16 protein-coding genes and 1 riboswitch are annotated in these 22152 nt (G+C 52.1%); of the genes, 13 read left to right on the top strand and 3 right to left on the bottom strand.

The features are described 5' to 3' along the window. Positions 1 to 211: 211 nt before the first annotated feature. Together B5E66_RS10650 and B5E66_RS10645 are read right to left on the bottom strand one after the other, a co-directional pair. A complete protein-coding gene (locus tag B5E66_RS10650; protein ID WP_087232693.1) occupies positions 212 to 1513 on the bottom strand; it encodes an McrC family protein in 1302 nt (433 codons plus the stop codon). Beyond that, entirely contained in the window at positions 1510 to 3882 is a 2373-nt protein-coding gene (locus tag B5E66_RS10645) for an AAA family ATPase (protein ID WP_242958159.1), read from the bottom strand. Before B5E66_RS10645 ends, B5E66_RS10650 begins: the two co-directional genes overlap by 4 nt. 272 nt (positions 3883 to 4154) lie before the next feature. On the opposite strand from B5E66_RS10645, the gene B5E66_RS10640 reads away from it, so the two are divergent. From B5E66_RS10640 to B5E66_RS10625, 4 genes are all read left to right on the top strand, one after another. Next, positions 4155 to 4841: a Type 1 glutamine amidotransferase-like domain-containing protein gene (locus tag B5E66_RS10640; RefSeq protein ID WP_087232690.1), complete on the top strand. Its 687-nt coding sequence runs from the start codon at positions 4155 to 4157 to the stop codon at positions 4839 to 4841. 13 nt (positions 4842 to 4854) lie between these two features. After that, the gene (sfsA, locus tag B5E66_RS10635; RefSeq protein WP_087232687.1) at positions 4855 to 5520 is read left to right on the top strand and encodes a DNA/RNA nuclease SfsA; all 666 of its coding nucleotides are present in this window, start codon (positions 4855 to 4857) and stop codon (positions 5518 to 5520) included. A gap of 1995 nt (positions 5521 to 7515) precedes the next feature. Next, positions 7516 to 8481 (top strand): hypothetical protein, encoded by a 966-nt coding sequence (locus B5E66_RS10630; RefSeq protein ID WP_087232682.1) that lies wholly within the window; start codon positions 7516 to 7518, stop codon positions 8479 to 8481. 229 nt (positions 8482 to 8710) lie between these two features. Continuing rightward, positions 8711 to 10540 (top strand): recombinase family protein, encoded by a 1830-nt coding sequence (locus B5E66_RS10625; RefSeq protein WP_087232679.1) that lies wholly within the window; start codon positions 8711 to 8713, stop codon positions 10538 to 10540. A 242-nt stretch (positions 10541 to 10782) separates the two neighbouring features. On the opposite strand, the gene B5E66_RS13430 is transcribed toward B5E66_RS10625, so the two are convergent. Continuing rightward, positions 10783 to 11118 carry an aldo/keto reductase gene (locus B5E66_RS13430; protein WP_242958158.1) on the bottom strand — a complete coding sequence of 112 codons (336 nt, stop codon included), beginning with the start codon at positions 11116 to 11118 and terminating at the stop codon, positions 10783 to 10785. Between the two features lie 175 nt (positions 11119 to 11293). On the opposite strand from B5E66_RS13430, the gene B5E66_RS10615 reads away from it, so the two are divergent. The 9 genes from B5E66_RS10615 to B5E66_RS10575 all read left to right on the top strand — a co-directional run bounded on the left by B5E66_RS10615 (position 11294) and on the right by B5E66_RS10575 (position 22145). Next, a complete protein-coding gene (locus B5E66_RS10615; protein WP_087232676.1) occupies positions 11294 to 12037 on the top strand; it encodes a sigma-70 family RNA polymerase sigma factor in 744 nt (247 codons plus the stop codon). Continuing rightward, positions 12034 to 12909, top strand: coding sequence for an anti-sigma-I factor RsgI family protein (locus B5E66_RS13115; RefSeq protein ID WP_158098354.1), 876 nt, complete (start codon positions 12034 to 12036; stop codon positions 12907 to 12909). Before B5E66_RS10615 ends, B5E66_RS13115 begins: the two co-directional genes overlap by 4 nt. A 325-nt stretch (positions 12910 to 13234) precedes the next feature. Beyond that, positions 13235 to 14350, top strand: a complete 1116-nt coding sequence (locus B5E66_RS10605; RefSeq protein WP_087232670.1) for a glycosyltransferase family 2 protein — start codon at positions 13235 to 13237, stop codon at positions 14348 to 14350. A gap of 56 nt (positions 14351 to 14406) precedes the next feature. Then, on the top strand, positions 14407 to 15843 hold the full coding sequence (locus tag B5E66_RS10600; RefSeq protein WP_242958157.1) for a lipopolysaccharide biosynthesis protein: 1437 nt from the start codon (positions 14407 to 14409) through the stop codon (positions 15841 to 15843). Between the two features lie 228 nt (positions 15844 to 16071). Next, positions 16072 to 16169: riboswitch (cyclic di-GMP riboswitch) on the top strand. Between the two features lie 70 nt (positions 16170 to 16239). After that, positions 16240 to 16968 (top strand): sugar transferase, encoded by a 729-nt coding sequence (locus B5E66_RS10595; protein WP_087232664.1) that lies wholly within the window; start codon positions 16240 to 16242, stop codon positions 16966 to 16968. After that, positions 16892 to 18067: a glycosyltransferase family 2 protein gene (locus tag B5E66_RS10590; RefSeq protein WP_087232661.1), complete on the top strand. Its 1176-nt coding sequence runs from the start codon at positions 16892 to 16894 to the stop codon at positions 18065 to 18067. Before B5E66_RS10595 ends, B5E66_RS10590 begins: the two co-directional genes overlap by 77 nt. Before the next feature lie 24 nt (positions 18068 to 18091). Beyond that, a complete protein-coding gene (locus tag B5E66_RS13110) occupies positions 18092 to 19435 on the top strand; it encodes a hypothetical protein (RefSeq protein ID WP_158098353.1) in 1344 nt (447 codons plus the stop codon). Between the two features lie 109 nt (positions 19436 to 19544). Then, positions 19545 to 20651: an aldo/keto reductase gene (locus tag B5E66_RS10580; RefSeq protein ID WP_087232654.1), complete on the top strand. Its 1107-nt coding sequence runs from the start codon at positions 19545 to 19547 to the stop codon at positions 20649 to 20651. Positions 20652 to 20846: 195 nt separating this feature from the next. Further along, positions 20847 to 22145, top strand: a complete 1299-nt coding sequence (locus B5E66_RS10575; protein ID WP_242956015.1) for a hypothetical protein — start codon at positions 20847 to 20849, stop codon at positions 22143 to 22145. Positions 22146 to 22152 lie beyond the last annotated feature (7 nt).

The following is a 22152-nucleotide window of genomic DNA, read 5'->3' as shown; positions in this document are numbered from 1 at the left end:
ATTTTTGAGACTTCCGGCACTTCTTAGACTTCTGAGACCTCTGATCTCATTTGTCTCTTTTTCTTATTCTCTCACTTCTTCCGCCGCTTTGCTAGACGGGGGATTATGGGGCGGTTACAATTCAACAGAACGTCAAGGAGATTTTGACCGGGCCATTTTTTCATCCTAAATACAAAAAGGCTGCTGCGATGTGTTTTCGCAACAGCCTTTTTCAATGCGCAAATGTTTCTGCAAAAGCAGCGATGCTCTGCTTCGCATCCAATAGATCAATCCACCTCAGGTGGACGGTCAGCCCATCCTTAGACGTGAAGGAGACAGGCTTAGACAAATCAACAGAGCTGGATCTTGGATAAAGAAGGGTAACATTTTGGGCGTGGTACTTATACTGATAGACAGCCATTTGGTAGAGATCGGACTGTGAGACGCCATAGTGCGGTTTTCTTACATCCAGCAGCTTCCACTTGGTATCTGCTACAAAAACGGTATTGTCCGTTTTTCTTCGGATCACAAGGTCCGGCCGTAATTGGAATGCTTTTTGGGGGCTGTCAAAGAGATGGTGGGTCGTGTCTTGTATGGAAAGGGAATAGGGTTTTCCAGCAAGTTGCTTCTGAAGAAGCACGGCGATATAACTTTCAAAAAGCTTTTCCATCGGGAAGAGAAGGGCTAACGCCAAGTGAGACCCCGAATAAGAAGTAAAACTCTTGCCCTCCAGAAAAACGCGGCTCCACAACAGAGAATTTTGATATTCACGAGCTGTCCGGTCAGAACTGCATAGGGCGAAGTCGGAGATAAAATCAGTGGAGGGGGACACGTTCAAAAAGGACTGAAGAAGAACTTTGATATCGGTGCGATTTTTCAGAGAGCGGGAATAGCGATATAAATACAAAAGGGTGGCCTTGAGAATACGGTTTTCTGGGCGATTGGCGGTGAACTGGTCATGCTGGATGTAACTTCGCTCCTGATGGGCGAAATTGAGTCGAATGTGCTGGGAAACCATTAGCTTTCCTCGAAAAAATGCGGAGTTTTCCTCTGCAACCTCATATCCACAGGGGAGCCCACGTTTGACCAGCGGAAACACTTCATCCAGGAACATCCGCACAAAAATCTCGAAGAGATTCATTTGGGCGGAGCCAACAGAGGAAATTTGAAAACTCTTGAAGGGAGCCTCCCGTAGGGTCTTCAGCATCTCAATCAGGAGTTTTTTGGTCCGAGCCCCGTCCGGGTCACAGTCCATGGCCGAGTGAATTTTGGGAAGGATCTCTATCAGAGTGCCATCCTCCATTAAGATGACGCCGACGTAATTCTGGACCGTAATGACTTTGCCGAACCCTCTGCGAATGGATAAGGTCATCCAAAAAGTTTCCTCTGACCCGGAAGAGCTGCGCTCCAAAAGAAAATGTTCAAGCTGAGAAAACACAGCAGGGGGCAGGGCATGGTATCCGGGCATTTCTCTGCCGGAGCCTTCTGAGAAAAAAGATTCAAATTCACAGATTTGATAAACCCTTGCTTTCATGGCTCATCCTCAGATTGCCCTTGGGACAGACAGATAGAAAGGTAGGCTTCTGGGTCATAGAAGGCGGCCGAATTGATGCGGTAGAGGCAATCCTCTTCTGTGCCGAGCTCCGCATTGCCAAACAAGGCCGTGTAGTTGACAGGCTCGGCCTGGATAAATTGCTTTGCAGAATCCGGCTTGCGGTTGTCGCCCAAAATCAGTCGTATTTTTTGGTAGTCATCAAAGAAGTATTCCTGCAGTAGAGGAAAGACTTTGTCTTCAAAGATGCGCCCCAGGGTATCCATACTGGGGTCGTCTTTGAGAGGAATAAAATAGGAGTGACCGATGGTGTGCTCGCGGTCGTACAGAACGGCGATTCGCTGGTTCATGGTGGCCAGCATTTCCTGAATGGACATTCCCTCTACGCTGATGCCGGAAAGAAGCTTTGGGTCAGGAAGCATCTCCCGGAAGGAAAAACGACGGCGCAGCGCTGTGTCCAAAGCGGTAACAGACCGGTCTGCGGTGTTCATGGTGCCGATCAAATAAACATTTTTGGGTACGCCGAAAGGTTTCTGAGAATAGGGAAGAAGAGCGAGGATACCCTCTGGCTGTCCCTCCCGCTTGGAAGGCTCAATAAGGGTGATTAGCTCGCCGAAAATCTTGGAGATATTTCCGCGGTTGATTTCATCAATAATGAACACATAACGGGTTTCATCGGGCGAGGCGTGGGAAGTTCCGCCCGACTGGACGGCCTTGGGAGAATATTTTTCAATCATCCGATATACGTCTGCCAGCGTGATGTTGGACATACGGTAGACGGTGGACAGGGTCATGGATACCCCGCCGTTGCTCTCTAGAATGTTTTCCTGGATGTTTTTCACGATCCAGTTCACCTTTCGCAGCCGCTTGTATTGTTTATATTCATTGTGCCATTCATAGTCACCGGTTATAACGCCGATGGCGTCAATGGTAGAAGCGCTGTAGCAAGAGAGAACCACGTCGCCGATCTGCATTCGGTTGATAAAGGCATTCAGAGGATTTTTCCCGCCATATACGGAAAAGTCGGTTTGGTCTGTGATTTTTTCTTTATACTCATCCCATCCGATTCGGATGTGCCCATTTTTCAGACACTCGGTTCGGGTGGGGTTATCCCCGGTTCCTTCGAGCGAAACCTTCCAGATGTTGGGGAGGGAATTCATTCCAAAATCTTTCACCTGGACGGCTGAAGCGGCAGTTGCCTGACAGGCGCGCTCACAAAATGATTTAAAGATGCCGGAGGACACTTTGTAGCGGATTTCTGACGAGCTGCCATCGGAATCATCATCAAGAACATCAGGCTTGATTCCCTCGATAAATTCCTCATACCCATAGGACTGATGGAAGGTTGTAAAGGCGATTTGATGATTTTCTTTGTAGCGGTTGTAGCGCTTGATAACCTCGCTGTAAGGCTCGGAGCGAACCGTGTCCAGTTCCTTGTCCTCAATGATTGCGACAGCATAAATGACTGTATAATAGGTTTTTCCGGTACCCGGCGGCCCGTACAGAATGGTATTCAGGGGAATATCCGTCCCGGATGTGACCGTATCATCGAAAGAATTCTCAGGTACAGCTGCAACTGCAAGCTCTTCCGGTTCATCGGAAGCAGCAAATAAGGTAAAGTCGCTCTCCTGCATATAGTTCGCCCCATAAAATGCGATATCAGCGGCAAGAATGTGCAGGTCGGGATCGTTGTAGGTATGAAATTCTGCGGCGCGTTTCTGGTTGAGCGCAAGGAGTTCCGGGTCTTTTTGAACCTCTTCCAAAATGCGCTGGTGAAGGCGGTTGTTTGCTTCCAGTCTCCAGACGGAAGAACTGCGCTTCGACTTTTCTTCATGATAGCCAACCCGGGCGCAGAATGCAGTGTAAACGCTGTATTTGTAAAAGAAATACCGGTTTGGATATTCAAATGTAAGGTAGACGGAGATGGCATGAAGATCCTGGTAGTGGTTTTTTCCTAGTGGTTTTACATAGCTGTCGAATCCTCTGCGAAAAATTTCATACCGTTCGGCAAGAGGCCGGATCTCATCGTACAACACCAGAAAGGCTTCGCGGGCCTTCTCTGTCATGTCTCGGGCAAATTCGGTTGCCATGGGATAAGCATAGTACATCCGTGCTGCCAGCAGGTTGCCGGATTCGCCCAGCGCAGTTTCAACCATTGTTGGAAATTCGGACAGAGGAACGCTAAGATCCCATTTTTGCCGGTACCAGTCGATGGCTTTCCATTTATAATGTTCCTGTAAATCAAGCTCAGCAAAATGATCTTTATAATGGCGAAGAATAAAACGGATTTTTTCGCTCACCAGATCGGATGAGCCGCGTGGGGAGGAAACGGCGTTCTTTTCGTCTGTCATCGTGTCATCTCCTAACAGGAAATAAGAAACCAGATGTAAATATGGTTTTATTATACTATTTCCTAATGATCCCTTCAAGAAAATCTCTGGTAGAATAGACACACGAGCAGAATTCGATGATAAGGATATAAGAAAAATGTGATATAGCTTGCATGGTCTCCCGATTTTCGGTATGATTTGGGAAACAGGGCCGTTTTGCATGATGCTGTTTTTATACAGGACCGGACAAATCGGTGACGGCTCAAGATTGCATCGAATTGGTGGAGGCCGCCATGATCAATATTTTATTGGATACACTGGATTTTTCCGCCGATTTTCTCTATGAACAGCTCAAGCGCTACATCCATCCAGAGGACAAAGTGGCTGTTCTGGCTTTTTCCTATCGGGACAGGGATGTCAGCTGCCTTGCAGACTGGAATGCGCTTTATAGAAAAAGAGACGGGCTTTATTATCAGAATATGGTGTCCCCGTTCTTACGATACGGGATTCCAGAGGACCATATTAAGTGGATCAATTATTATACAGATTCAAAATCCAAGGCGGCAGAACTCATTCGTGGCGCGGACATTCTTTATCTGCCGGGAGGCCTGCCGGACCGGATGATGGAGCGGATCGACGAGTTCAATTTGAGAAGCACGCTACTTGAGTTCCAGGGAGTTGTGCTGGGATACAGTGCCGGTGCACTCATTCAGTTAGAGGAGTATCATTTGTCCCCAGATCAGGATTACCCGGAATTCTGTTATTTCAAAGGACTTCCGATTCTGAAAGATTTTTATTTGGAAGTGCATTATGAGGGCAGCGATGCCCAAAATGAGGCGATCCAGCGTGTTCTGAAGGAACGCAGGAAAACTGTCTATGCGATGGTTACAGACCGCGCAGCCATCGTTATTGACGGATCAAAAGTGAGGCTGCTGGGGGAGGTAAATGTGTTCACCCCTCAGCTTGAGACTATTGAATGAAAAGGAACCTTCTATGCAATACAAAACCATCCTGGATGCCACCTTTCTCTCCCGCCCCAACCGTTTCATCGCCAAGGTGCTGCTGGAGGGCAGGGAGGAGACCGTCCATGTCAAAAACACTGGCCGCTGCAAAGAATTGCTGCTGCCAGGGGCGGATGTCCGACTGGAAGTGTCGGATAACCCTGCCCGCAAGACAAAATATGACCTGGTAGCAGTCCGGAAGGAAGGCCTGGGCTGGGTCAACATTGACAGCCAGGCTCCCAACAAGGTGGTGAAGGAGTGGCTGGAAACCAAGGACTTCGATGCGATTCACCCCGAGTTCTCCTATGGAAAGTCCCGGATTGATTTCGCTATGGAAAAGGCGGGCCAGCTTTATCTGCTGGAGGTGAAGGGCTGCACCCTGGAAGTGAACGGGATCGGCTACTTCCCGGATGCCCCCACCGAGCGGGGCGTCAAGCACCTGCAGGAACTGACCCGGGCTCAGCAGGCCGGGGTCTGCTGCGGGGTGGCCTTTGTGATCCAGATGGAAGGAATCACCGAGGTGCGGCCCAATGTGGACACGCACCCGGCTTTCGGTGAGGTTCTGGCACAGGCAAAGGCGGTTGGGGTGAAGGTTCTCTTTTTGCTCTGCCGGGTAGGCAGAGATTCTCTGGACATTGTAGATCAGAGAGAAGGATAAAACAAAACGCTGCCCGGTAAGGCAGCATATGGAATACTGGCAGATAGAAGCAGTTTGGATGAGACTGCGACTGTCTGCCGGCATTTTTTGTGCCTGAAAAATGAAAGACTTGGAAGGTGTGACAACCCGTCACAGGAAACTGTGACAGATAGTTACTCCCGTCAAAGAGGAACCTAAGTTATCATTGTAATGGGCACTTTCACAGAAATGTGTACTAAGAGTACCCAAATTGGATGAAAATGGGTACAGCTGGTTACTCCCCAAAAGAATCGTTTTAATGTATAATTTTATCACAGCAAGAGCCTCCCACAAAAAGGGAGGACAAGCCCGAAGCTGGTGGACCTTGAAAGGTGAATAAGCAGCCTCCTGGTACTTCCAGACAATGATACTTCCGTAACTCGCGGCCCGGCCATGAAGAAGGCGGGGCGGCCGAAAGGCCGATGGAGCGGTGCAAATCCGCCGCCAGAAGGTTCCTAACCCTCCCCGGGGCGTCGAGGACAAATGGGGGAGACCCCAGGATCATAAGAGGCAAAACGTGGCGAAATGTGATTGTTTCGTGAAATCTTAAAATTGATGCTATAAAAAGGCCCTTCTCGATGGCTCGTAAGTGTAGGGATCTTTTCTCCAGACCGAAGAAAGAGAAAATTCCAAGAGGTGTCTCCAAAGATAAACGGCTCCCAGGGGGTCTACGAGATCCCCCTAAGGGGTACTACGAGGCACTCCCAAAGAGGAAAACCTTCTGGTATGCTTTTGCCAAAGACCATCGCAGCACCTTGAAAACCGAATAGTTCAGCCTCCTGGTACTCCCAGACAATGGTACTTCCGTAACTCGCGGCCCGGCCACAAAGAAGGCGGGGCGGCCGAAAGGCCGATGGAGCGGTGCAAGTCCGCCGCCAGAAGGTTCCCAACCCTCCCCGGGGCGTCGAGGACAAATAGGGGAGAACCTAAGATCATAAGAGGCAAAACATGGTGAAGTGTGATTGCTTTGTGAAATCCTAAAATCGAGGTTGCGAAAGGGCCCTTCTCGATGGCTCGTAAGTGTAGGGATCTTTTCTCCGGACAGGAGAAAGAGAAATTACAAGGGGTATCTCCAAGATAAACGGGCCCCAGGGGGAACTACGAGTACCCCCTTAAGGGCTCTTAGGGGGTACTACGAGTCACTCCCAAAGAGGAAAACCTTCTGGTATGCTTTTGCCAGAGACCACACGGCACCTTGAAAACCGAATAGTTCAGCCTCCTGGTACTTCCAGACAATGACACTTCCGTAACTCGCGGCCCGGCCACAAAGAAGGCGGGGCGGCCGAAAGGCCGATGGAGCGGTGCAAATCCGCCGCCAGAAGGTTCCCAACCCTCCCCGGGGCGTCGAGGACAAATAGAGAAGAACCCAGGATCATAAAAAGTAAAACACGACGAAATGTGATTGTTTTGTGAAATCCCAAAATCGAGGTTGCGAAAGGGCCCTTTTCGATGGCTCGTAAGTGTAAGGATCTTTTCTCCAGACCGAAGAAAGAGAAAATTCCAAGGGTTGTCTCCAAGACAACCAAAGGCTATCTACGAGAGAGTCCCGCTTGCTGAATAAGTGTGATATCTTGTTTACAGGAATCCGACTTGAACGTCCAACCGTGACAAACAAGCCCGGTACCGTGACAACCAGTCACTCCCGGAGAGGAAAAACTTCTGGTATGCTTTTACCAGAGACCAACGCAGTACCTTGAAAACTGAATAGCTCAACCTCCTGGTACTTCCAGATAATGATACTTCCGTAACTCGCGGCCCGGCCACAAAGAAGGCGGGGCGGCTGAAAGGCCGATGGAGCGGTGCAAATCCGCCGCCAGAAGGTTCCCAACCCTCCCCGGGGTGTCGAGGACAAATGGGGGAGGAACCCGCAAAACCAATTTCAAACCACTGGCCGGAATGGAAAGCTCCAGGGCAGTGGGCCTTAAAGTCCGACTGAAATGGAATTCACACCCGATAAAAGAGAGGAGGCGAAAGCAGATGCTACAGAATTTGCGCATTGACCCGGAGTTTGAGAGCAAGATTCCTCCGCTTCGTGAGGAAGAACTGAAACAGCTGGAGGAAAACATCCTGGCAGATGGGGTGGTTATCAACCCGCTGATCGTCTGGGACGGCATCATCGTGGATGGTCACAACCGCTACCGCATCCTTCAGCAGCACCCGGAGATTCAGTTCACTATCTATGAGAAGGAGTTTCCCGATCGGTACGCAGTCATCGCCTGGATCTGCAAAAACCAGCTGGGGCGGCGGAACCTAACGTCCCAGCAATTCAAGTATCTGATGGGACAGCAGTACAAGGCGGAGAAGATTGCATATGGCGGAGATCGTAAAAACAATGCACCAAAATCAAGTTACCAAAATGGTAACTTGATCTTGAAAGAAAAAACCTGTGAACGCATTGCAGCCGAGAATGGCGTAGCCAGAAATACTGTTATCCGTGCAGAGCAATTCGCCAACGGCGTAGATGCCGCTGAGGAGGCCGTTCCCGGCATCAAACAGGAAATCCTGACCGGCAGCATCAAACCCACAGAGAAGGCTGTGGCGGCCATCGCCAAAGCCCCGCCGGAGGAAAGGCCCGCTCTGATCCAGCAGCTCCGGCAGACCAAAGAACCCGAAAAGCCCGAGGAAAAGCACAAAGACAAAGAAAAGCCCCAAGAGAAGCCCCAGGAAAAACCGAAACGTAAGCGCAGCGTTGCAGAAACCCTGCAAGCCATCCGGGAAGTGTCAGAAAAGATGCTCCAGCCCACCGGGGAAGCCGACGCAGACGATATCTGCTATGAATTGGGAGATGCCCTGGACAACATGATCTTCCGTTGGAACACCTGTTTGCAGAACAACCCGGCGCTCTGTCTCTCGGGGCTGGAGAATATCCGCCGGATCAGTGAACAGGGCATAGATTTTATTAAAAATTTTGAACAATCCATCCGTGAAGCCAACGCCGGATGATTTGAAACATTCCAATCGACATCCTCAACGAAACCAAACGTATGTGATAAGATGGAGGTGCCAGAATCAAGAACAACAAGATTGATGAACGCTATGCAGCGGTTGCCCTGATCGAAATTCTGATGAAGAAAGGTCTGGTCAACCCGGAGACCTATGCTAACGTGGTTCGCAACACAAGCAAAGCCCCTGCCAAGGGGCACAGCATTTAAGAAATAAGGAGGGCGGCATTATGATGCGGGACGATTACAACTATCGCTTTAAGCTGACGGACTACACCCAGCTGGACCGGAACCGGAAGCGGAAAGTGGCCGTCTATGGCCGGGTATCCACCGAGCATGAGGCGCAGATTGCTGCCCTGGAAAACCAGATGCAGTGGTACGACGATCAGGCGCGGTATCATCCCAACTGGGAGATTCAGGGCCGGTACATAGACGAGGGCATTACCGGCACCCAGGCCAAAAAGCGGCCCTCCTTTCTGCGGATGATCGATGACGCCCGGCAGGGCAGGTTCGACCTGATCGTGACCCGTGAGGTCTGCCGGTTCGCCCGGAACGTGGTGGATACCCTGGTCATCACCCGGGAGCTGAAAGGGATCAGGGTGGAAGTCTACTTCATCGAGGACAACATCTGGACCATGGACGGGGACGGCGAACTTCGCCTTTCCCTGATGGCCACCCTGGCCCAGGAGGAGAGCCGCAAGACCTCCGAGCGGGCGCGGGCGGGCCAGAAGGTGAGTCGGGAAAAGGGGGTTCTGTACGGCAACGGCAACATTCTGGGCTACGACCGGGACGGGGACACCTACAAGATCAACGAGGAGCAGGCCGAGACGGTGCGGCTGATCTTCGACCTCTATTTGCAGGGGAGAGGCTCTTTGCAGATTGCCAACGAGCTCAACGCCCGGCACCGGAAAAGCGCCATGGGCTTGGTGCGGTGGAGCGCCTCCAGCGTAGTGCGGGTGCTGAAAAACGCCACCTACACCGGCACCAAGTGCTACAACAAATCCCGGAACAACAACTATCTGGACCAGCACCGGGTGCTGAACCTGGATGCCTCCACCTATTTATATCAGGAAGGGGACTTCCCGGCCATTGTCTCCAAAGAGATTTGGAACAAGGCTCAGAGCATCCGAATCAACCGGCGAAAAGCGGTGGCCCTGCGGGACGGCAAGGTGACCATCAGCAACCGGAGTTCGGAGGACATCTGGGTCAACAAGCTGCGGTGCAGCTGCGGCTATGCCTGCCGCCGGGACAAGTGGCACGTCCGGAAGGACGGCAGCATTTCCTACGGGTACCAGTGCTACAACCGGATCAACAACGGCTCCAAACAGAAGCGGGAGGAGATGGGCCTGGACAGCGAGGGCTACTGCGGGATTCGGATGTATGGGGACTGGAAGCTGGAGATGATGGCCGACACCCTCTTTGAGCAGCTGCTGGGGGACAAGCACCAGATCATCCAGACCGCCCTGGAGCTGCTGAAAAAATACTACAAGGAGACCAGCCGGAAGGACCAGCAGGGGAACAGTGAGCGGAAGATTCAGCTGGAGCGGATCGAGACCCGGCTGCGGAACCTGACCGTCATGCGGGCGGACGGGGAGATCGGGAAGGAGGAATACCAGAAGCTGCGGGACCAGCTGGAGGCCGAGAAGAGCCGCCTGGAAGCGGCACAGAAAGAAGCCGAGGCGGCGGAGTGCCGGGAGGCCATGGACCTGGACCGGATTCAGCAGGCCCTGGAAGAGCTGGTCCACCTGAAAGGGAAGGGGGTCAGCCGGGACCTGGTGGATCAGATCGTCTACCGGGTGACGCCGGTGTCTGAGACCCACTTCGAGTGGTACCTCCATTTGGGGCCCGGAACCGATGCCCAGGCGGGCCTTCTGGTGGAGGGCAAAAAGGGGAATTGTGTGCCGTCGGTGAACGGTATCAGGGAGTTCTTAAACCCTGGTGAAGTGAAAACGGACGTGGCTGCGAATCAAATTTTAGGCTCCCTGCCATCGGAGCAGCTACCCAGGCTGCCATCAAGAACCCGAGGGGTTAAAAATATCTTTCCTTCGGCCTTTTGCTGACGCAGGATGACGCCGCTTATTGCAAGCGGACCGGATATGCGTTTTGCAAGGGTGCATGGAAGGATATGACCGTGAGGGCCTGCATAGACCTGAACTGAATCAGTCTTTAGACGGAGGCAGCGAAAGCTGCCTCCGTTTTAGCGTGTCGCAAAAAGAAAGCCGCTCGATGAGTCGAGCGGCTTTCTTGGATGATGGATGCATTGCTTTTCTGGAGCGGCGCCGGCGCGCAAAGGGCGGGCGGATCATTCGTGGACTTTCATCCGGTGGAGCATCTGGACAAACTTGGGGTCGCTGTGGTCCACGATCTCGCTGTGGCCGATGTCGAGCTGTGCGATCTCTGCCATATCCTCGTCGCTGAGCTGGAAGTCCCAGATGGCCAGGTTCTGCTCCATGCGCTCCTTGTGGATGGACTTAGGGATGACGGTGACGCCGCGCTGGACGTTCCACCGCAGGGCCACCTGGGCGGCGCTCTTGCCGTATTTCTGGCCGATGGCGGTCAGCACGGGATGGGTGAAGATGCCGTGGCTGCCCTCGGCAAAGGGACCCCATGCTTCGGGATGGACGCCGTACTCCTTCATCAGTACTGCGGCCGTTTTGCGTTTGTTTGGAACGCCGCGCCGCAAAATGCGTCTGCCCCCTCGCATCTTTGGCCGTAATCTGGTACACTGGGGGTGGGATCTTGTACAAAAGGGATGGGCGTACCCGAAAACAGAGCGCGGCGTCCGTATCCTGCTGATGGAAGGAGGAGACCGAATGTTATCACAGACCGAACACAGCATCGTGGCCCAGGTCCGGGCAGCCAGGACGGACCCGGCGGCTGCGGATGCCTTGGTGGCGCAGTATATGGGGTTTATACGCAGCGAGACCTATAAATTCACCCACAGCGCCCCCGAGGCGGGCCATGAGGACGAACTGAGCATCGCCATGATGGCTTTTTATGAGGCGGCCCTGGCCTATGACAAGGGCAGAGGCTCTTTTTTGGGCTATGCGGCCCGGGCCATCCGCAACCGCCTGATCGACTACTACCGGGCCGAGAGCCGGCACCGGGGCGCGCTGTCTCTCTCGGCCCCGGGGGACGGGGAGGACGGGCGTATGCTGCTGGAGACCCTGCCCGATACTCAGGACCAGCTGGCCCAATATGAGGTGCGGGTGGCCAGCCAGAGCGAGATCACCGAATTTGGACGCCAGCTGGGGGAGCAGTTCGCCATTTCCTTTTCGGATGTGGCCGACAACTGCCCCCGGCAGGAGCGCACCCTGGCGGCCTGCCGCCGGGTCCTGGATCATGCCCGCGCAAACCCCGCGCTGCTGGACCGCCTGGCACAGACCGGGCGGCTGCCCATCGGGGAGCTGGCCGCAGGCTCCGGCGTGGATAAAAAGACCATCGAGCGGCACCGGAAATATCTGGTGGCGGTGCTGCTGGCTTTTACCAATGGATATGAGATCATTCGGGGGCATCTGTGCCAGATGGTGGCCCTGAAGGAAGGAGTGCGGGAATGAAATATCTTGTGATGGAGACCCACCCGGCCTATGCGGTGGTGCTGGACGAGAGGGGCCGCTTTCTAAAGACGGCCAACCTGCACTATCAGGTGGGCCAGACGGTGCAGGATGTGGTGGAGCTGCGCCTGCCCCCCGCCCGGCGTCCGGTCTGGCTGCAGGCCGCGGTGGCCGCGGCTGCTTTGGCCGCCTGCCTGTGCCTGGGCTTTTTCGGCTATTACCGGCCCAACTTCACCCCCTATGGCACCCTGCGCCTCCAGATCAACCCGGATGTGGAGATGACGCTCAGCCGGAGCGGACGGGTGCTGGACCTGAAGGGTCTGAACGCGGACGGCGCGGCCCTGGTCTCGGGGTTTGCGTACCAGAGGATGGACCGGGAAGACGCGGCCAGCGAGCTGGTGGCCCGGGCCATCGTGATGGGATATTTGACCGACGGGGGGACGGTGTCGGTATCGGTGGCCAGTGAGGATGCGGACTGGCAGGCCCACGAGGCCGAGGAGATCTGGGAAGAACTGGACGAGCACTACGGCAGCACCATCCGGATCCGGATGGGAGAGGCGGCGCCTGACGACGTTCCCCAGCAGGCTGCCCAGAGCACGCCCGCTCAGACGCCTGCGCAGAGCGCCCCGCCTGCCTCGAACACGGCGCCCCCGGTGCAGCTCCCTGACGACTATGACCCCACCGGTTCGGATGCTCCCAGAGATGACGATGACTGGTACGATGACCCCACCGGCTCGGATGCCCCCTATGACAGCGACGACTGGGATGATGACGATGATGACGATGATGACGACGACGATGATGACGACGACGATTGGGACGGCGAGGACCACTGGAACGACGACGATGACGGCGACGACCGCTGGGACGAGTGAGTGACGGAAACCGCCCGGGCATAAGCGATGCGACGCGCTGCATGGGGATCTTTCGGACGAATGGACCTCCGGCCATGTGAAAAGTAAAAACGGTTTTGGCATTGGGAGGGCAGCGTCCGGCGCGCCGCCGGGCGCTCCGGACCGTAAAGCAAAAACAGGCCGCCGCATCCGGAATGCGACGGCCTGTTTGGACGTTCAGACGCACGGAAACGGAAAATTGGTATTGGCAGACAGGTCTGGATACGATATAATAAATGTTGAAAAGAGGATGGATTTGCCCGCCTGGAGGTGGGGGATTCCGTAGGACAGGCAGAGGAGGGAGCGCATGGTGCGTTCTGGAATGAACATGGGGAATGAATGTATGAGTGAGAAAATGGAGAACCCACTGATTTCAGTTATCATTCCTGTTTATAAGGTGGAAAAATGGCTGGAACAATGTGTCGAAAGTGTTCAAAATCAGACCTATCAGAATTTGGAGATCATTCTTGTAGATGACGGTTCCCCCGATCGATGCGGTGAAATCTGTGATCGATTTGCCCGGAAGGATCCCAGGATCAGAGTGATCCATAAGGAAAATGGTGGACTTTCAGATGCGCGAAATTGCGGCTTGGATCTGGCTGGCGGAGAATATATTTGCTTTGTAGATTCCGACGATTATATTGAGCCTGCGATGCTGGAAGTTCTATATCAGGAAATCAAAAAAACATCGGCGTCCATAGCGGTTTGCGATTATGAGTATGCGTGTGATGAGCTGGAAGATTGCCTGGAAAATCCGATGAGTAAGAAAAGAGATCTGGAAGAAGAAATCATTTTGACAGGTCGAGAATTTATACGTCTCAAACAGAGCAAACATAGTATTTGCGTTGTAGCATGGAATAAACTGTATCAGAAAGAAGTATGGAAAAACGTTCGATTCCCAAAGGGGAAAATTCATGAGGACGAGTTTGTCTTTCACAAAATTGTGTATCCGTGTCATCGGATAGTCTGTGTTCCGTATATCGGATACCATTATCGTTTGCGAAAAAACAGCATCATGAGTTATTGTGTGCAGAAAAACGGAATAATATCTACTGGAGGAAATGAAATCCATGTATGTGAAGCTTTTAGAAACCAGTGTGAGTATTTTGCTCAACAAAATGATGCGGAAATGGTGCGAAGTTGTGAAAATGATTGGAGCGCATATATGCGTCAACGATGGATATATGGAGACCAAAAGAATCGAAAAGAAATTCGAAAAGAGTATATTTCAATTGAACAAGGACTGCTTGAAAAAAACTATATCTCCATAATGACATACATAAGGCGGAGAATACTGTTTTATGCTGAGGCATCACTTGAAGTGCTGTATGGAAGCCTCCTTCGGAAATGCCGAAAAAATTTCCCGACAGTATATTTGACCTTAAAACATATAAAACACAGCGTGAAAAGCATAATAAAATAAATTGCGAAAGATAATGTTATAGTTGCTACTTGCTGGGAAAGGAACTGCTAGGTGTTGTGATAAAGAGTAAAGTGATTTTATCAAATATGTTATGGAAGTTTGCGGAACGCGGCGGATCGCAGATCGTATCTTTTGTGGTTTCAATCATTCTTGCACGACTCCTGGCGCCGGAAGAATTTGGTGTGATTTCACTGATTACGGTTTTGACGAATATTCTGGATATTTTCGTGGATAGCGGCTTTAGCAATGCTTTGATCCAAAAGCAGGAAGTTGGACAAAAAGAATATTCCTCGGTATTTTTCTTTAATGTTGGGTTGGGAACGGTATTTTATGCCGGAATGTACGGTTTGGCGCCTGTAATTGCCGATTTTTATGGCCGAAGCTACATGATCCCGTACATTCGAGTGCTTTCGGTCACACTGATCATCGGAGGGTTTAATGTTGTTCAGAGGTCGCTGGTAGCAAAGAGGCTGGAGTATAGAAAATTTTTCTATTCTTCACTTGGAGGTACATTACTTTCTGCGGTTATTGGAATTGCGATGGCATTGTCTGGATTTGGTGTGTGGGCTTTGATTGCGCGCAATTTGATAGACAAATTCATCGATACGGCGATTCTGTGGTTTACAGTTCGATGGAGGCCATCTTTATATTTTTCTTTGAAAAAGTTAAAGCCATTGGCGTCATATGGAATCAAATTAATGGGTTCTGGCTTTCTTTATTCCGGTACAAATAATTTGATGAGCCTCGTGATTGGCAAGGTCTTTTCTGCATCTGCCCTGGCATATTATGAAAAGGGAAGACAAATTCCCAATCTGATGGTCGGTAACGTATATTCGGTGGTGCAGGAAGTCTTATTCCCTGTTATGGCCGAGCAACAAAAAAATAAGGAAAGTGTTTGCAAAATCTTAAGACAATCACTTGCGATATCTGCTTACTGTATCTTTCCCTGCTTGATCGGGATCGCAGCCTGCGCAAAACCGATCACTATCGTTTTGTTCACAGAGAAGTGGCTGGATATGGTTCCTTTTCTCCAGCTCTGGTGTCTGTTTTTTATAACCTATTTAGTTGATTCGGCCAACTTACAAGTAATTCAATCGTTGGGGCGCAGTGATATTTTTTTAAAACTGGAGATCATCAAAGAGATCCTTACAGTCGTTAGTATTTTGGTGACACTGCCTTTTGGCGTATTACCGATGCTGGCACTGTCTGTTTTGGAGCGTCCGATTCATTGGTATATCAATGCGGCTCCATGCAAAAAGCTGATAGGCTACGGGTTTGTTGAAGAGGTAAAAGAACTAAAAAGCATCATACTCTTAAATGGTTTAATGGGTGTGATTGTATGGTGTGTCGGACTTCTGCCACTGGAGACGATTCCGCTGCTTATCGCTCAAGTGATGACAGGAGTGATTGTTTACTTGACGGGTTCCGTCATTTTGAGAGTAGAAACGCTAAAGACAATTGTAAAATTGGCAAAAAACCTTTTATGCATTTAAAAAAGATAAGAAATGATACAAGTGAGGGCTTCTATAAACACAAAAAATGAAACTATTTATTAGATACATTAACTATTGAATCTTACGTTAAAATGTGATAAAATGATGATGAAAGTAAAGGTGACGGCGGGGTGAGCGCGGGCGGGCGAATAAATGTCGCTTGACATCCGCTGGCTGTTCCAGTACAATCAATAAAACCTATATGGGTTTGGGTTTATACAGCAAAAGTGAATCATTTGGCAAACCTGCAGAAATGCAGGGGCGCAAAGCATGAAGCCTTACGTGCGCGGATCGAAAGCGCAGCACAAGGTGGTTCGGCTGCAATTATTCAATGTAAATTGTATAATTGCAGCCTTTTTTGTTTGTCTTGGCAGAGGTGACAGGGGGTGAAACAGAATGAGTGCATCTGAGAAGAGTGCCGTGCAGGAGCCGGATGAATATGGCGAATTCGAGACGGTCAGCGGCTTGAAGGAGATCCCAACTTACTGGTTTGACCAGGACCAGCTGCTGTACCGGGACCGGCATTATTGGACAGGGCGCCGGGTGCAGGATGTCTTTTTCTCCCTGTTGGCGTTACTGGTCCTTTGGCCGGTGATGCTGCTCATTGCGCTGGCCATCTGGATCGACAGCCCCGGTGCTAGTCCGGTTTTTGTGCAGGATCGGGTGGGGCGAGATGAAAAGATATTCAAGCTTTACAAGTTTCGTACGATGGTACCGCATGCAGAGGATAAACTGAATGAATTTATATCGCAAAATGAGATGGATGGTCCGGTCTTTAAAATCAAAGATGACCCGCGAATCACACGCGTGGGTAAGTTCCTCCGCAAAACAGGGCTGGATGAATTGCCGCAGCTGATCAATATTTTGCGCGGTGAAATGAGCATCGTTGGCCCGCGTCCGCCCCTGCCCCGGGAGGTTGCGCAATATACCCCCTACCAGAAGCAGCGGCTTTATGTGACGCCGGGGTTGACCTGTTACTGGCAGGTCCAGCCAAACCGCAATGAAATGAGCTTCGATGAATGGATCGAGCTGGATCTGAAATACATAAATGAGCGCAATTTCTGGCTGGATTGGAAGCTTATTTTTCAAACCATATGGACCATTTTGGGAATGTATGGGGTATGATCTGAGTGGCTGTTCAATTATAAATGATTTCGGTGCTTTGGAAATACAGGTTGAAGATATGCAAAATGATACGAATAAAACAGAAAAGGCGCTTGTCACTGTTGTGATCCCGGTCTATAATGTGGAAAAATATCTGGATCGATGCATAAATAGTGTTGTTAATCAAACCTATACAAACCTTGAAATCATTCTGGTGGATGATGGTTCCCCGGACCGCTGCCCGGAAATGTGCGATGCGTGGGCAAAAAGGGATGCCAGGATCAAAGTGGTCCATAAAAAGAATGAAGGGCTGGGATATGCCAGAAACACCGGCATAGATCATGCGTCAGGGGAATACATTTGCTTTGTGGATTCGGATGACTACATTGCTTTGGATCTGGTAGAGAAGACTTATGCTGCGGCAAAAGAAAAAAATGTGGATATTGTGCTGTATGGCTTTTTTAAAGTCGATCAAGCCGGTAAGATTTGCGGAGAGGTTTGTCCAAATCCAGACAAATGCTATTATGAAGGGGATGAGATCCTGTCCTATGTGCTCCCCAATATGCTTGCAAAAAGCAAAACCAACTTTTTTATGAGTATGAGCGGCGGTCTGTTCTCTTTTGACTTGATAAAAAAGACTGGATGGAGAATGGTTTCGGAGCGGGACATCATATCAGAAGACTGGTTTTCTCTGATGATCCTGTATAGATATGTTAAAAATGTTGCATTTATTCGGGAAGCGCTCTATTATTATTGCGAAAATCCCAAGTCGCTGACGCACACATATAGATATGACCGATATGAAAAAGTGAAATATTTTTACGATGCGTCGATTGCAAAATGTAAGGAGCTTGGCTATTCGAATGCGATTCGATCTGCGGTGTTTGAAGCGTATATCTCGAGCGTGATTGCATCATTGAAGTCGATCGTAGTATCCGACCAGAGCAGACGTGATACATGGAGTGCATTTAAACAGATCATAGACGATGAACATCTGCAGAGAGCACTGAAAGATGCTGATCTCAAAAAGGAATATCTGCAGAGAAGAATTTTATGTACTGCAATGAAGAAAAAATGGTATGCGGCCTGTTATATCATGGTTAAGGCGAAAACGATTTGATTCGGTGGATGGATGATGAAGACGATGAAGCAGATAGAGTCAAACAAAAGATCATTTATAAAATCATTGCTATGGTTTTGTATGTATTATTTGTTTTTCTGCAGCTTTTGCATAGACGTTTTGGGTTTGCCCTCTGCTGTTTCATATGGGATAGATTTTATTTTGTTGTTTATTTTGTTCTTTTCCCTTATATCCAGGAGGATATACGATTTCTCGGGACGGTATTATACGATTTTTCTGATGTGGACTGGTATCCTTTTTGCCTCAACGCTGGCGGGACTGTTTGTTGTGTACGGCTCGCCGCTGCTCTATCTATGGGGGCTCAGAAATACATTTCGCTATTATATCCTTGTCTGGGCCTGCTCGATCTTTTTGGATTTGACAGATATCCCTCGGATGCTGTCCTATTTCAAGATGGCGTTCGTTATAAATCTGGTCTTATGTACCATTGAGTATGCAATGGGATACCGCGGCGATAACATTGGGGGAATGTTTGGAACGGCATCTGGATGCAACGGCTACTTGAACCTTTTTTTGATCATCATTGTTGCCATCAGCATGATAGAATATCTCAATAAAACGAGAAGCATAGGGGAACTGGTGTTTATTCTGCTGGGATCTTTTTATATGATGGCAATAGCGGAACTCAAGGTGTTTGTGTTTGAATTGGCGGCGATCTCGATTTTGGCCATCCTCCATTCAAAATACAGTGCCAGAGACATCGTACTGGTGGTGCTGGGAGTTGCTGGTTTTTTGGGGGGGATTGCAATGCTGGGTTATTTCTTTGAGAATTTTGGCTTCGATTTCTTCTTTTCGGGAGAGATTTTCGATTATCTGGGCGATAGAGGCTATACTGGCTCCGGCGACCTCAACCGGTTCAATGCAGTCCCGGAACTTTACAGAAGGTTTCTTTCTGAAAATGTGGGAGGGATGCTTTTTGGGATAGGACTGGGAAATGCCAGCTATTCCGATGCGTTTTCTTTTTTCAACAGCAGCTTTTATCTGACTTATCGGGATCTGCATTATCAGTGGTTTTCGGATGCACTCGTTTACATTGAGACGGGAGCCATTGGTTTGGTTTTGTTTGAATCCTTTTTTGTGGGCGTATTTTTTGCTTGCAGAAAACTGCGGAAAAACAAAGCGTTATGGACGGAGCTGCCAAACCAAGCCGCCATAGAAACAATGGTACAGGTGGCAAGCGTTGTTGCTCTGATGTCCATTTTTGTTTCCGTTTATAATTCGTCGCTGCACACAGACGCCGGCTATATGGTTTACTTCCTGCTTTCTGTGCCGATTGTGATCGACCGGCAGCTTGCGCTCAAGAAAAGCCCGCCGGAGCACAGGGTTCGGCGGTACAAAAGAGTATGACCTGACAAATGATAGGGATTTGTATCCTTCCCCTCCCTTTCCATCTGTGCTATACTTGAGCCAACCAACAAGCCGGGCATCCGGCGGAGAATGGAAAGGATGAGAGACGATGAGCACAGAAACCAGGCACGCGCCGCTGGGTTTTGGCCTGATGCGGCTGCCCAAGCAGGGAGATCAGATCGACGTGGACCAGACCAGCCGGATGGTGGACGCATTTCTGGAGGCGGGGTTCACCTATTTTGACACGGCCTATGTCTACAACGGCAGCGAGGAGGCGGCCCGCCGGGCGCTGGTGGAGCGGCATCCCCGGGACAGCTATACTCTGGCCACCAAGCTGAACGCACGGGTGGCCCGGAGCGAGCAGGATGCAAAGAGCCAGCTGGAACAGAGCCTGGCCCGCACCGGCGCAGGCTATTTTGACTATTACCTGCTGCACGCCGTGCAGGACTCCAATGCCGGGGACTACGACAAGTGGGATCTGTGGGATTTTGCCCGGGAACAGAAGTCGAAGGGGCTGATCCGGCACTATGGCTTCTCGTTCCATGGCACCCCGGCGCTGCTGGACCGCCTGCTGACGCTGCATCCCGACGTGGATTTCGTCCAGCTGCAGATCAACTATGCCGACTGGGATAACCCCGAGGTGACGGCGGGGGAAAACTACCGCATTGCCCGCCGCCACGGCAAGCAGGTGGTCATCATGGAGCCGGTCAAGGGCGGCGCCCTGGCGGACCCGCCCCGGCCGGTCAAGGACCTGTTCGATGCGGCCCGCCCCGGCGCTTCGTATGCGTCCTGGGCGCTGCGGTTTGCAGCCAGCCTGGACGGCGTGCTGGCGGTGCTGTCCGGTATGTCCGACCTGGCCCAGATGCAGGATAACCTGGCCACCTTCACCCGGTTCGCGCCCATGGGTCCGGAGGAGCGGGCGGTCATCGCCCAGGCCCAGCAGATCCTGGCCCGCTCGGCGGCCATTCCCTGCACCGGCTGCGGCTACTGCGTGGAGGGCTGTCCCCGGCAGATCTTGATCCCCAGGATCTTTGCGGCCGCCAACAAGCAGCTGGCCCAGGAGGACCCCGGTCCGGCAAAAGAGGCCTATGCCCGTGCCATCCAGGACCGCGGCAAGGCTTCCGACTGCATCGCCTGCGGTCAGTGCGAGGCTGCCTGCCCCCAGCACCTGCCGGTGATCCAGTGGCTGCGCAAGTGCGCTGAGATCCTGGAGTGAATTTTATGTGTGTCCCGTCCATCCGCACATGTCGGCTGGACGGGACTTTTTTGATCGGAGGGGAGGGACTTTGTTATAAAAATCGTCACATTTGGATGGTATAATACACCCTAAAACGGCCATTCCGGCGTTGCCTTTGAGAAAAGGGCATGATATACTCATACTGTATCGCTTGGTTTGCAAGGGGGGATAGGGATGAAGCTGCCGAAACGGCTGGCGGCGGCCGTGTGCGCCGCGGCGCTGCTGGCAGGGTGCGCCCTGCCCGGGACCGAACGGGCCGGCGTGGAGGAGCTGCTGCGCGCGCCCCGGCTGGAAGGGGACTACGGCGAGATCCAGTCCGCTTTGAACCAGTGGCTGGAGGAGAGCGCCCAGCTGAAATATCCCATGAACGGGGAGCTGTTGTCCCCCTTTTTGATGAGCGACTTTGACGGGGACGGCCAGCAGGACGCCGCGGTGCTCTATTCCACGGCCGATACCCCCAACATCTGTCTGGCGGTGCTCCAAAAGGACGCCGAGGGCGTATGGCAGGTGCAGGACGCGGTGGAGGGCCTGACCGAGACGGTGGACACCGTCCGCTTTGCCCGCCTGCAGGAGGGGGGCGCCAACCAGATCGTGGTGGGCTACAACGCCTCCCAGGAGGTCAGCTATCTGGCGGTGTACGCCTATACGGAGGGCAGGATCCAGGCCATCCTGGCGGAGCCCTACGACCAGTACCTGATCGAGGACATCACCGGCACCGGGTATGAGGATCTGGTGCTGATGGGCACCGACGAGCAGGGGGCCGACCAGATCAAGCTGCTGATCTCGGACCGGGAGGGCGGCTTCCGGCAGGCGTCGGTGATGGGCCTCTCGCCCGACAAATTCACCGGCTGCGCCTCCCTGGCCGCCGGCATGGGGGCCTATGGGGGCCAGTACCTGGTGCTGGACGGCTGGACCGGGGTGTCCGGCTCCAACCTGGCCTCGGTGCTGCTGCGCTACAACGAGCTGACCCAGCAGATGGAGCCCGCCCGCCAGATCGGGGCCGACGCGCTGTATGAGGCGTCGCTGCGCAATGTGCCCGACCTGACCAGCCGCGATTTGGACCGGGACGGGGTGGTGGAGATCCCCACCCAGCCCGAGGGGGCGGGCCTGATCAATATGAGCCAGGGCCGCCGGATGGATTTTATCCTCTGGATGGACTACACCAGCGCCCAGCCCCGCAAGAGCTTCGGCATCCTGGATGAGGAACTGGGCTTTTACCTGGAGCTGCCGATGGAGTGGTACGGCAGCCTGATGCTCACCGACGGGGCCGGCGGCCGGGACGAGGTGGAGCTGCGCAGCCAGGACGGCCAGCAGCTGTATCTCACCCTGCGCATCACCAGCCTGTCCGACCGCACCGCCGGCTGGACGAGGCTGGGCGTGGTGTCCAACCACCTGGTGCAGGCCCAGTTCGGCCCCGATACCGCCGTGGCAGACCCGCTGTACCGGCTGTCCCGCTCGTTCTATCTGTTGTGATATGGAG

Source organism: Faecalibacterium sp. An121, assembly GCF_002160915.1.
Classification (GTDB): Bacteria; Bacillota; Clostridia; order Oscillospirales; family Ruminococcaceae; genus Faecalibacterium; species Faecalibacterium avium.
The sequence above is the reverse complement of the archived record's forward strand: the minus strand, read 5'-3'. Positions and strand labels throughout refer to the sequence as shown.

Bases quoted from the DNA above. Each gene is read 5' to 3' on its own strand.
- B5E66_RS10650 (WP_087232693.1), bottom strand. From the start codon at position 1,513: ATGAAAGCAAGGGTTTATCAAATCTGTGAATTTGAATCTTTTTTCTCA.
- B5E66_RS10645 (WP_242958159.1), bottom strand. From the start codon at position 3,882: ATGACAGACGAAAAGAACGCCGTTTCCTCCCCACGCGGCTCATCCGAT.
- B5E66_RS10640 (WP_087232690.1), top strand. From the start codon at position 4,155: ATGATCAATATTTTATTGGATACACTGGATTTTTCCGCCGATTTTCTC.
- sfsA (WP_087232687.1), top strand. From the start codon at position 4,855: ATGCAATACAAAACCATCCTGGATGCCACCTTTCTCTCCCGCCCCAAC.
- B5E66_RS10630 (WP_087232682.1), top strand. From the start codon at position 7,516: ATGCTACAGAATTTGCGCATTGACCCGGAGTTTGAGAGCAAGATTCCT.
- B5E66_RS10625 (WP_087232679.1), top strand. From the start codon at position 8,711: ATGATGCGGGACGATTACAACTATCGCTTTAAGCTGACGGACTACACC.
- B5E66_RS13430 (WP_242958158.1), bottom strand. From the start codon at position 11,118: ATGAAGGAGTACGGCGTCCATCCCGAAGCATGGGGTCCCTTTGCCGAG.
- B5E66_RS10615 (WP_087232676.1), top strand. From the start codon at position 11,294: ATGTTATCACAGACCGAACACAGCATCGTGGCCCAGGTCCGGGCAGCC.
- B5E66_RS13115 (WP_158098354.1), top strand. From the start codon at position 12,034: ATGAAATATCTTGTGATGGAGACCCACCCGGCCTATGCGGTGGTGCTG.
- B5E66_RS10605 (WP_087232670.1), top strand. From the start codon at position 13,235: ATGGTGCGTTCTGGAATGAACATGGGGAATGAATGTATGAGTGAGAAA.
- B5E66_RS10595 (WP_087232664.1), top strand. From the start codon at position 16,240: ATGAGTGCATCTGAGAAGAGTGCCGTGCAGGAGCCGGATGAATATGGC.
- B5E66_RS10590 (WP_087232661.1), top strand. From the start codon at position 16,892: ATGAGCGCAATTTCTGGCTGGATTGGAAGCTTATTTTTCAAACCATAT.
- B5E66_RS13110 (WP_158098353.1), top strand. From the start codon at position 18,092: ATGAAGCAGATAGAGTCAAACAAAAGATCATTTATAAAATCATTGCTA.
- B5E66_RS10580 (WP_087232654.1), top strand. From the start codon at position 19,545: ATGAGCACAGAAACCAGGCACGCGCCGCTGGGTTTTGGCCTGATGCGG.
- B5E66_RS10575 (WP_242956015.1), top strand. From the start codon at position 20,847: ATGAAGCTGCCGAAACGGCTGGCGGCGGCCGTGTGCGCCGCGGCGCTG.